Annotated in this window: 7 protein-coding genes and 1 pseudogene; 5 read left to right on the top strand and 3 right to left on the bottom strand. The window is 46.1% G+C overall.

Annotation, left to right across the window (positions count from 1 at the left end; genetic code table 11):
- Window positions 1–34 precede the first annotated feature (34 nt).
- From B3N33_RS13005 to B3N33_RS12745, 3 genes and pseudogenes are all read right to left on the bottom strand, one after another.
- Window positions 35–1,433, bottom strand: a pseudogene (locus B3N33_RS13005) (FAD-binding oxidoreductase).
- Complete coding sequence (locus B3N33_RS12750; RefSeq protein ID WP_292593536.1) at window positions 1,430–2,428, bottom strand: electron transfer flavoprotein subunit alpha/FixB family protein; 999 nt, start codon at window positions 2,426–2,428, stop codon at window positions 1,430–1,432. Before B3N33_RS12750 ends, B3N33_RS13005 begins: the two are co-directional and overlap by 4 nt.
- On the bottom strand, window positions 2,421–3,218 hold the full coding sequence (locus B3N33_RS12745) for an electron transfer flavoprotein subunit beta/FixA family protein (RefSeq protein WP_214061206.1): 798 nt from the start codon (window positions 3,216–3,218) through the stop codon (window positions 2,421–2,423). Before B3N33_RS12745 ends, B3N33_RS12750 begins: the two co-directional genes overlap by 8 nt.
- A gap of 393 nt (window positions 3,219–3,611) precedes the next feature.
- Between B3N33_RS12745 and B3N33_RS12740 the strand changes: the two genes are divergently transcribed.
- The 5 genes from B3N33_RS12740 to B3N33_RS12720 all read left to right on the top strand — a co-directional run bounded on the left by B3N33_RS12740 (window position 3,612) and on the right by B3N33_RS12720 (window position 9,917).
- Complete coding sequence (locus B3N33_RS12740) at window positions 3,612–5,471, top strand: diguanylate cyclase domain-containing protein (protein WP_292593535.1); 1,860 nt, start codon at window positions 3,612–3,614, stop codon at window positions 5,469–5,471.
- Between the two features lie 165 nt (window positions 5,472–5,636).
- Window positions 5,637–6,605, top strand: coding sequence for an ABC transporter substrate-binding protein (locus B3N33_RS12735; protein ID WP_099830470.1), 969 nt, complete (start codon window positions 5,637–5,639; stop codon window positions 6,603–6,605).
- Between the two features lie 84 nt (window positions 6,606–6,689).
- Window positions 6,690–7,385: a deoxyribose-phosphate aldolase gene (deoC, locus tag B3N33_RS12730; protein WP_099830471.1), complete on the top strand. Its 696-nt coding sequence runs from the start codon at window positions 6,690–6,692 to the stop codon at window positions 7,383–7,385.
- Between the two features lie 14 nt (window positions 7,386–7,399).
- Window positions 7,400–8,923, top strand: coding sequence for a sugar ABC transporter ATP-binding protein (locus tag B3N33_RS12725; protein ID WP_292589906.1), 1,524 nt, complete (start codon window positions 7,400–7,402; stop codon window positions 8,921–8,923).
- A gap of 1 nt (window position 8,924) precedes the next feature.
- The gene (locus B3N33_RS12720) at window positions 8,925–9,917 is read left to right on the top strand and encodes an ABC transporter permease (RefSeq protein ID WP_103135007.1); all 993 of its coding nucleotides are present in this window, start codon (window positions 8,925–8,927) and stop codon (window positions 9,915–9,917) included.
- The last annotated feature ends 39 nt before the right edge of the window (window positions 9,918–9,956 follow it).

Below are 9,956 nucleotides of genomic sequence, written 5' to 3'. Positions count from 1 at the left end.
TCTTACCAACCCCCTACCACGGCTCTCCCCTCTTTCAAAGATCGACAATCTTCCCTGGATTGAGCACATTGTTCGGGTCAAAGGCCTTCTTTATGCCGCGTATTAGTTCAAGCTGGGATTCATCGATTATCGATGCGAGATACTTCTTTCTCTTGATTCCTATACCATGTTCTCCGCTGATACAGCCCCCCAACTCTGTGGTTTCGTCAAAGAGCTCTTTCTCGGCCAGCGGGAGAGTTCTGTCCCATTGGTCTTGAGGAAGGTTCCCCTTTATGAAGGTTACGTGCACATTTCCATCGCCTGCATGACCAAAGGAGATCATCTCAAGACCATACTTCTCGGCTATCTCTTCGGAGGCTTTTATCAGTTTTGGTATACTTGCCATCGGAACGGAGACGTCTTCCATGCTGTGTATTGGGCTTATTGCAGCGAGGGCTTCAGCAATCGATTTTCTTGCCTTCCATAGTTTGTCTCTTGTATTTCTGTTGTCCGCCACGAAGGCCTCAAGACCGCCCGCTTCGATAGCGGCTTCTCCGAGTTTGACGTAATCATCGAATACCGAATCCTTGCTGTTGCCTTCTACTTCAATTATCAGATGGGCTCCGGCATCTGCGTATGGGAACTCCACATTCAGGAATCTGCAGGCTGCTTTGATAGATGAGGCGTCCATGAATTCAAGAGAAGTCGGAACAACTCCGGAGCCGCTCATTAGTTTCGGCACTGCTGATATCGCAGTATCAATATCTGGATAGGGCACGAGCAGTGCCACGGAATACTTCGGCTTCGGAAGGAGCNNTTTTGGTCACTATTCCAAGAGTTCCTTCCGAACCGACCAAGAGGTGGACGAAGTCAAATCCGCTGACATCTTTGAGCCTCTTCCCGCCGAAAGTTGTCACCTCACCGGAAGGTAGAACCACCTCGAGACCGTAAACGTGAAATCCGGTGGGCCCATACTTCATGACCTTATTTCCGCCGGCATTCTCAGCAACGTTACCCCCGATCGATGAGCTTTCGCTGCTGCAGGGATCCCCCCCGTAAACAAGGTTGTGCCTGTCTGCCAGTTTCTGGATCTCTCCGGTGATAACCCCCGGCTCCAAAGTAATCATCATGTTGGCTTCGTCGAATTCAAGGATCTTGTTCATCTTTTCAAAACTCATGACAATTCCCCGGAAAGACGGAACTGCACCTCCGGATAGTCCGGTTCCTGCTCCACGCGGAGTTACTGGAATCAGATGCTCATTTGCAAATCTCATAATCTTCGAAACCTCGGCAGTGCTCACCGGGAAAGTAATTACCTCGGGTCTTATGGCTTTCACTTCTGCCGTCTCATCTCTCGAGTATCGATCCAGAGACTCTTCGTCGTACTTCACAGGGATTTGTAGAAGCCTTTGAAGCTCTTCTATTAGGTTGGCATTAAGCTGTCCGTATTTCACTTCTTCACCTCCGACTCGAGAGCTTCTACGAGATCGTTCAAGATCTCTACGGCATCTCCTACAAGCCCGATGTCTGCAAAGTTGAATATCGCTGCGTTTCTGTCTCTGTTTATTGCAACTATGAATTCAGCAGTCTGCATTCCTGCAATGTGCTGAACGGCTCCGGAAATTCCTGCAGCGATGTAGATCTTCGGCTTGACCGTGTGGCCGCTCAGTCCTACCTGGGCTTCATGTCCGATCCACTTTGAATCAACGATCTTTCTTGAAGCACCTACGGTCCCATTAATCAGCTTTGTAAGTCTGTAGATCGGTTCCATGTTCTCAACTTTTCTGAGACCCATCCCTCCCGCGATTATTACCTCTGCGTCTTGAACGCCTTTCTTTCCTTCGCCTATTGGTTTGAACTGGAGAAGCGTTGCGTTTGTCTCGATCATCTCTGGAGTAACCTCGAAGGATTCCACTTCGCCGTTTCCCATGTAGGGTTCCTTCAAGGCCGAGAATGTCTTTGGCCTGACCGTTGCCATCTGGGGCCTGTGGTTAGGGGTCTTGATCGTAGCCATTATATTGCCCCCGATTGCCGGTCTGGTTTGCAGCAGATTTCCTGTGTCCTCCTCAATATCCAGTCCGGTGCAGTCGGCAGTAAGGCCGGTCTTCAACAGCGCCGCCAGTCCGGGCATGTAGGTTCTCCCCGAAGTCGTCGCCGGGGCAAGCACGATTTCCGGCGAGAGTTTCTTGACGATCGCGGCAAGAGTCTTTGTGTAGGGCTCAAAGTTGAATCTTCCAAGACTCTTATCTATAGCCATGATAATTTTGTCGGCCCCACCGGAGAAGAGCGATGCCGTTGCATCTTCATCAAGTCGATTGTCAGAGAGGACCGCTACCGAAACGTTGAAGGGACGCTTGAGTGAAAGCTCGCGAGCCTTCCCCAGTAGTTCATATGTACTCGAATGGATTTCGCTTCCTCTTCTTTCTGCGATTACCAGGAGATCACTCATGATTCACCACCAGATATGGAAGCAGTCTCTTTTTTATCTCATCTATCCCATGTTTTAGATCGCTTCCTTCGTACATCTCGACCTTTCTTGAGAGTTTTGGGGTTCCTATCCTTACTACTCTCGTAGGTGAGCCAGTCAGACCGGTCTCCGATGGATCCATTGCAAGAGAATCGTTTCCGATTCTCTCAATGGGCGCATCTTTCGCCAGTTTCTTGCCACTCAGTGTCGGAAGTCTCGGCTCGTTAACGTCTTTTGTCACCGATATTAGTGAAGGCAGAGGGAGATTCCATATCTCTTTGCCGTCCTCTACTTCGCGTTCAACGGTAATCCCGTTATCCTCGAGATCGACTATGCTGGAAACATAGGTCGCTACCGGTATGCCCAGCATGGCTCCCGTCTCGGGTCCGACCTGCCCTGTCTCGCCGTCTGTTGCCTTTTCCCCAGCAAGGATCAGGTCAAACGGACCTTCTCTATCCGCGAATCTCGCTAGAGCCATGGCTGTGGCCCATGTATCGGCTCCCGCAAATCTTCTGTCTGTAAGGAGAACCGCCCTGTCGGCTCCCATGGCAATCGCCTCTCTTACGGCCTCTTCTGCCACAGGAGGTCCCATAGAGACCACGGTGATCGAATGATCACCTGCTTCCTTCAACCTCAAAGCGGTCTCCAGCGCATGAAGGTCAAGCGGATTAATAACTGTCCCAACTCCTTCTCTTATCATCGTCCCCGTTTCGGGATTGAGCTTAACTTCATCGGTATCCGGAACTTGTTTTAGAAGAACAAGAATCTTCAAAATGAACTCCCCCTCGAACTGTCATCTCTATTCAATATTAATACACAGGTCGATCACTTTCTCGCAGGAGAGCAGCAGGTAAACAAACTCGGCTTGAGAAATTGGTTCTGTCTGATTCGGGAAGAAGAGAATCCGTGAAACCGTTACGGTTCAAAAAAACCAAACTAATGACTGAATGAAAAGAATGAAATACCAGCATTTTGTCGGAAGTGAACAAATTGATAGAGCACAATTATGATTATATTACTCTTAAGTTAGGTGAGAACTTACGAGATTTGCTACTTGTAATGAATATAGCTATTCCAGACAATACTCAATAGACTGCTTTTCATGAAGACTTTCTTTTTTTGTAATGATCGTGATATGATATTTGGGACCGGGGTGAATCGAAAAATGAATAAAATCGTTCTAACATTGCTTGTATCGATTCTGTTGTTTACATCAGTAATTGCAGATAAGCTCACTTTTGGCGGGGATAATGCTTATCCTCCGTATGAGTTTGTTGATAAAAACGGCAAGCCCATCGGTTTCAATGTCGATTTGATGCGTGCGGTTGCAGACTCGGCCGAACTGGATATTGAGATTGAGCTTGGTGAGTGGAACAGTGTTGTCGAAAAGCTTCAGTCGGGAGAACTTAACGGTCTATTAGGGATGGCTGTTACTCCCGAGAGACAGAAGATATATAGCTTCTCGATTCCCCACAATACCCTCCATATGGGGATATTCTATAGAAAGGGTCAAAAGGAAACGACGGTTGAAGACTTGTTCGGTAAAGAAATAGTAGTTCAGCGCAACGGAGTTATGCATGATTATCTGCTCGAGAATTCAATTACAGACAAAATCATTGCCGTTGAATCTCCGATAGAGGGACTGAAGCTTCTATCTTCAGGAAGTGGCGACTTTGGTCTTTTCGAGAAGTACCAATGTCTCTACTTTGCCAAGGAGAACAAGATCGATAATCTTGAAGTTTCGAGTACCGCGCTCTTCGATAGAGACTACGCTTTCGCAACGGCAAAAGACGACTTCGTTCTTCTCAATAAACTGAATAAGGGCCTCCTGCTTGTAAGAGAGAGCGGGGAATACGGCATGATTTTCGAGAAGTGGTTTGGCTCTGCAAACTGGTTCGAACAGAATAAGAAGCATCTGTTGGTGGCCGCAGGAATTCTCGTTTTCTTTGCCATTGGTCTGTTTTTCCTCTGGATCTGGAATCACACTCTTAAAAGACGTGTCAAGGCAAGAACCGAGGAGCTTGAGAAGAAGGCAACTGAAAACGAGCGCCTGAGGGCCAAGATAAGAAGTCTCCACGATATTGCCTTCAAGATGGAGAGCTGCACAGAAGAAGAGGAAGTTTTTGATCTAATAGTGAAAGCGGCCACCGATATTCTGAGTTTCGACTATTACAGTCTGGATGTTGTTGAAGGAGACTATCTAGTTGCCAAGAGACATTCTGGTAACATTGAGGTCAACTCTCGCGTTCCGAAATATGAGGGGATTGCTGGAAAGACTTTGAAGACGGGGAAAACAATAATAATCGATAACGTTTCGAAGGAAATCGATGCAAGACCTTCAAGCAGTAAGATCAAGGCAGTACTTAGTGTTCCTATTGGAGATTACGGTGTTTTTCAAACGGTCACCATTGAATCGGGAAGCTTCAAACAAGAAGATGCCGAGCTTGCCGAGTTGTTGATGCTTCACGCTCTTGGAGCCTTTGAAAAGATCAAGAAAACTAAAGAAATACGTTTCCTTGCTTTCCACGATTCGCTGACTGGCCTCTACAACAGGACCTTCTTCGATGAAGAAGTGTCCAGGGTTGACACTTCGAGAAATCTTCCGATTTCAGTCATTTTTGCGGATGTCAACGGGCTGAAGGCACTAAACGATTCCTTCGGCCATTTCTACGGCGACGATTATCTGAAGACGATATCTCGCACAATTAAGGAATCCTGCAGGCACGAGGATCTCGTCGTTCGATGGGGTGGAGATGAGTTTGTTGTCCTTCTTCTGAGAACAGACACCGAAAAGGCAGAGGAAATCGTCTCAAGGATAGAGGAAAACCTGAGCAAGGTGGGATGTTTCTCTGTGGAAGCTAGCGCCTCTTTTGGAGTTGCCACTAAGAAAGATCTTGTAACTGATTTTTATGACGTACTTAGGAATGCAGAACTTGCAATGTATTCGAAGAAAAGAGAACTGAACAGTAAGACTGATTCCAGAGGGCTAAACTTCCCAGAAGCAATCCGCGATGATCAAGAGTGATTAAAGACGATTATGTCTTCTTTCTGACTCCAAACTTCTAATTACGAAAATTCTCTCTGTTTTTCAAATTTGTTGCGAGTTCGTTCGCTTGCTATAATTATTTTGTTTGTACGTACATGTGTACGTGCGTATGTACAGAACAACCATATAAGGAGGGTTTTGCTTATGCGTAAAGTACTTATGTTACTCGTTATGGCTTCTATCCTTTTCGGAGCCACTCTAGGTTTTGCAGTTTACGAAATTGCCTTTATAGTCAAGGCAACGGATTCTGACTTCTGGCAGTACACAATTGTGGGTGGCAAGAATGCCGAACACGATCTCCAGGGACTAGTTAACGTCACGGTCTACGGACCTCCGTCCGAAGCCGATATCGATCTTCAGATATCCATACTCGAAGATGTTGTTAACAAGAAGCCTGATGCAATAGTCATCTCTTCTACAAGTTCAGAAGCTCCTTCTCTGATTCTGGACGAAGCATACAAACAGGGAATTAAGATAATTCTCATCGACAACTTCGTCTATGATACTGGTTTCAATTCATTCCTCGCAACGAACAACGCTGTTGGTGGAGCGGCGGCAGCCGACAAGCTCGTTGAGGCTCTAAAGGCTAACAACAAGCCTCTCGACGGAAAAGTTGGTTTGATTAGCGCCATGGCTGGTGTCCAGGTTCTTACCGACAGAGACACTGGTTTCATCAACAGACTGAAGGAGATCGCACCCAATCTGACAGTTCTTCCGACGATCTATGTTGACAATGACATTTCTAGAGCAGCCAACGCAGCAGAAGACCTTTTGATAGCCCATTCCGACCTGGTTGGTTTCTTCGCTGACAACAACCACACTGGTATCGGTGTTGCGAGAGTTATCGAACAGAGAGGTCTAGAGAACCAGATAATGGCCGTTGCTTACGACTCGGATCCTCTGGAAATCGAGGCACTTGACAGCGGAGCACTTAAAGCCCTTATCGTTCAGGACCCCCATGGTATGGGATATAAGGGTGTTATGTACGCCTTCATGGCAATTCACGGCGAGCCTCTTCCCGAATACTATGACACTGGTGTCTATATCATCACCAAGGACATTCTTGAAGAGTCTATGGAGATACTTGATCCATTTTCTAGAAAGAGGTATTGATTCTTAAGTTGTTTTAAATGAACATGATGGGCAGCGAAAGCTGCCCATTTTCAGAATTTTTGGCCACATGGAGGTAATTACTAGATGAAAAACGAGCTGGCTTTCAATAGAAGATTTGATAATACCTTGCTTAATCCCGAGGCTAGGTGGGAAGATATCGAGAAGTTCGTTGATGAAACGCTGAAGTACAACTTCAGAAATGTCGTTGTACCTTGGTATGCTATCCCCACGTATGTAATAGACAAAGTGCAGGGAACGGAAGTTGGGATTAACGTAGGGCCGGGGGGCTTCCCGCTCGGGATGGTTCCCACAGATATGAAGATGAGGGAAGTAGAGTACTACCTTTCCCTGGGAGAAACAGTTACTGATTTCGATATTGTGATCAATGTTTCCGCTGTGAAGTCGAATAAATGGGATCTCGTTGAGAGAGAGTTTGTAGTTCTTTCTGAGAGAGTGAAGAAAGGAAACAGAATCTGCAAGTTTATAATAGAGACCAGCAGACTCACAGAAGATGAAATTGTGAAAGTCTGTGAACTTATAGTTGATGTGCCAACAATAGATTTCGTTAAGACCGGGACTGGTTTTGGCCCAAGAGCAACGTCTTATCGCGATGTTGAACTAATAAACTCTGTCGTTGCCGGCAAGAAGAAGATCAAGGTTTCCGGTGGTGTTAGAACCCTTGAGCATGTTGAGAAGTTCATGGAGCTGGGAGCGACCGTTTTCGGCTCAAGTGCCAGTGTTTCAATTCTCAAAGAGTATGAGAAGAAATACGGGAGCTAAAGGAGTGCGATGGCATGCCTGATGAAAAGACTGTAATCGAGCTTGAAGGGATAAATAAGAGTTTCCCTGCTGTTAAGGCTCTTGACGACGTCTCCCTCTCCGTCAAGAGTGGTGAAGTAAGGGGTCTTGTAGGAGAGAACGGAGCAGGTAAATCAACTCTGATAAAGATAATTACAGGAGCTTACACGAAAGATTCGGGGACCATGATCTTCGAGGGAAGCGAAGTGACCAGGAACTCTCCTCTGATTTCCAAGGCACTCGGGATATATGCTGTCTACCAGGACGTTATGGTAACGCCCGATCTTACCGTTGCGGAGAATTTCTTTCTTGGACAGCAGCCCATGATCGGTCCATTTGTCAACTGGAGAAAGATGTACAAAGAATCCAAGGACTTTCTTGATGAAATAGGGTTGGATATAAACGTTCACAGAAACATCAGAGAGCTAAGTATAGCCGAGAGCGAAATGATAACTATTGCCAAGGCGCTATGGCAGAAATCGAAACTGGTCATTTTCGACGAACCCACTGCCGTTTTGACAAGGAACGAAACGAAAATTCTGTTCAGGATCATTAGAGATCTAAAAAAGAAGGGGACTGCGATTATCTACATTTCCCATAACCTTGAAGAGGTCTTCGACATCTGCGATACGGTGACGGTTTTGAAGGACGGAGCTACAGTTGGAACATATACCACAGAGGAACTTGAAGATGTTGAGAAACTAATCCCCCTAATGGTTGGAAGATCGATAGAAGAAATGTACTATAAGAAAGATACGGAACCCGGCGAAGAGCTTTTGAGAGTAGAGAATCTCTCCGGCGACAGATTTGAGAATATCTCTTTCAATGTAAGGGCCGGCGAAGTGGTCGGACTTTTCGGTCTTGTCGGTGCAGGAAGAACGGAAATAGCGAGAGCTATTTTCGGAGTCGACAACCGAAGTGAAGGACGTATCCATGTAAGGGGTTCAGATGTTCCAATCAAGAATCCTAAAGATGCATTGGTACACGGAATCGGTTATCTGCCGGAAGACAGAAGAAAACAGGGGATATTCTTGCAGCAGGATGTTGATTTCAATATAAACATAATCAATTTTGACAACACTATGACGGGTCCTCTAATCAACTATCGGAAAGCACACATGCAAGCAAGAGATTATGTCGACAAACTCTCCATAAAGATCGGGAGCATATTCCAGAAAGTCTCTGAGCTGAGCGGTGGAAACCAACAAAAGGTTATTATCGCGAGATGGCTCTGCAAGAACACAGATGTACTGATATTCGATGAACCGACTGTCGGAATCGACGTTGGAACTAAGTCTGAAATCTACAAGTTGTTCGGAGAGATTCTGGCATCCGGAAAGGGAATTATTCTAATCTCTTCCTATCTTCCCGAACTAATGGGAATGTCTGACAGAATCTACGTAATTTCGAACGGAAAGATGGCAGCCGAGGTAGAAAAGAAAGACTTCTCAGAGGAGCATCTCTTGACACTGGCAATGAAGAACCTTGTTTCGAAAGAAAAGATAAAGGAGGCAGTCTGAAATGGCTGGAAAGAGGGATAGAAAGGCTTTTACCGAAAGAAACCTTCTGATAATCTTAGTTGTGATGTGGGTCTTTCTGGCCATCGCAACAAAAGGAAACTTCTCGTCATGGGCTAACATTACTAATTTGATCAGGCAGTCCTCGATAAACGGTGTTGTTGCGATAGGAATGACTTTGATTATCATCACTGGAGGTATAGATCTATCTGTTGGTTCTATAGTAGGTCTCAGCGGAATGGTATTCGCGATATTCACTTCCACAAGAGGAGAGTTCCAGTTTCCGACCTTTGTAGGAATACTTATCGCTCTTGGAATAAGTGCGTTGGTAGGGCTGATAAATGCCGTGGCGGTTCATGACGGAAAAGTGCCTGCCTTCATAGCAACGCTTGGTATGATGACGCTTGTAAGAGGCGTTGTTATGTACATCTCAAGCGGGAGAATGGTTACCGGTGTTCCTACTGAGTACAGGCAGTTTGCAGTTGCCGAATTTCTCGGGATACCGGCCCTGGCATGGACGTGGATCGTTCTTGCAGCTTTTATGATGTTTGTGTTGAAGTATACGAAATTCGGAAGGAATCTGTATGCCATAGGAAGTAACGAGGAGGCAGCCAGACTATCCGGTATCAATATCCGACTTAATATGTATTCCTTCTACATCGTTGCTGCGATTTTCAGTGCTATAGCCGGTTTGATGCTCGGAACGAGAATGGCTGCAGGAGTACCGACTGGAGGAAACGGCTACGAGCTGGACGCCATAGCCTCGGTCGTCATCGGCGGAGCCAGTCTTAGTGGTGGAGTCGGTACTGTTCTTGGTACGGCCATGGGTGCCCTGATAATCCAAACGATCAGAAATGGCGGTAATCTGCTAGGAGTAGATCCCTTCATAATGCAGATTGTCATCGGAGCGATTATCATACTAGCAGTATTCTTCGACCAGTTTGTGAAGAGTAGAAAGAAGGGCGAAGGTCTGAAGAAACTCTTAAAAAAGGCGTGATAGATAATGAAGATAAACAAGTTCTTTCATGTGGCAGTA

Origin of the sequence: Mesotoga sp. UBA5825, assembly GCF_002432955.1 — a bacterium.
Taxonomy (GTDB): Bacteria; Thermotogota; Thermotogae; order Petrotogales; family Kosmotogaceae; genus Mesotoga.
This window is presented reverse-complemented; position numbering and strand designations above follow the sequence as displayed.

Bases quoted from the DNA above. Each gene is read 5' to 3' on its own strand.
- B3N33_RS12750 (WP_292593536.1), bottom strand. From the start codon at position 2,428: ATGAGTGATCTCCTGGTAATCGCAGAAAGAAGAGGAAGCGAAATCCAT.
- B3N33_RS12735 (WP_099830470.1), top strand. From the start codon at position 5,637: ATGCGTAAAGTACTTATGTTACTCGTTATGGCTTCTATCCTTTTCGGA.
- B3N33_RS12725 (WP_292589906.1), top strand. From the start codon at position 7,400: ATGCCTGATGAAAAGACTGTAATCGAGCTTGAAGGGATAAATAAGAGT.
- B3N33_RS12740 (WP_292593535.1), top strand. From the start codon at position 3,612: ATGAATAAAATCGTTCTAACATTGCTTGTATCGATTCTGTTGTTTACA.
- deoC (WP_099830471.1), top strand. From the start codon at position 6,690: ATGAAAAACGAGCTGGCTTTCAATAGAAGATTTGATAATACCTTGCTT.
- B3N33_RS12720 (WP_103135007.1), top strand. From the start codon at position 8,925: ATGGCTGGAAAGAGGGATAGAAAGGCTTTTACCGAAAGAAACCTTCTG.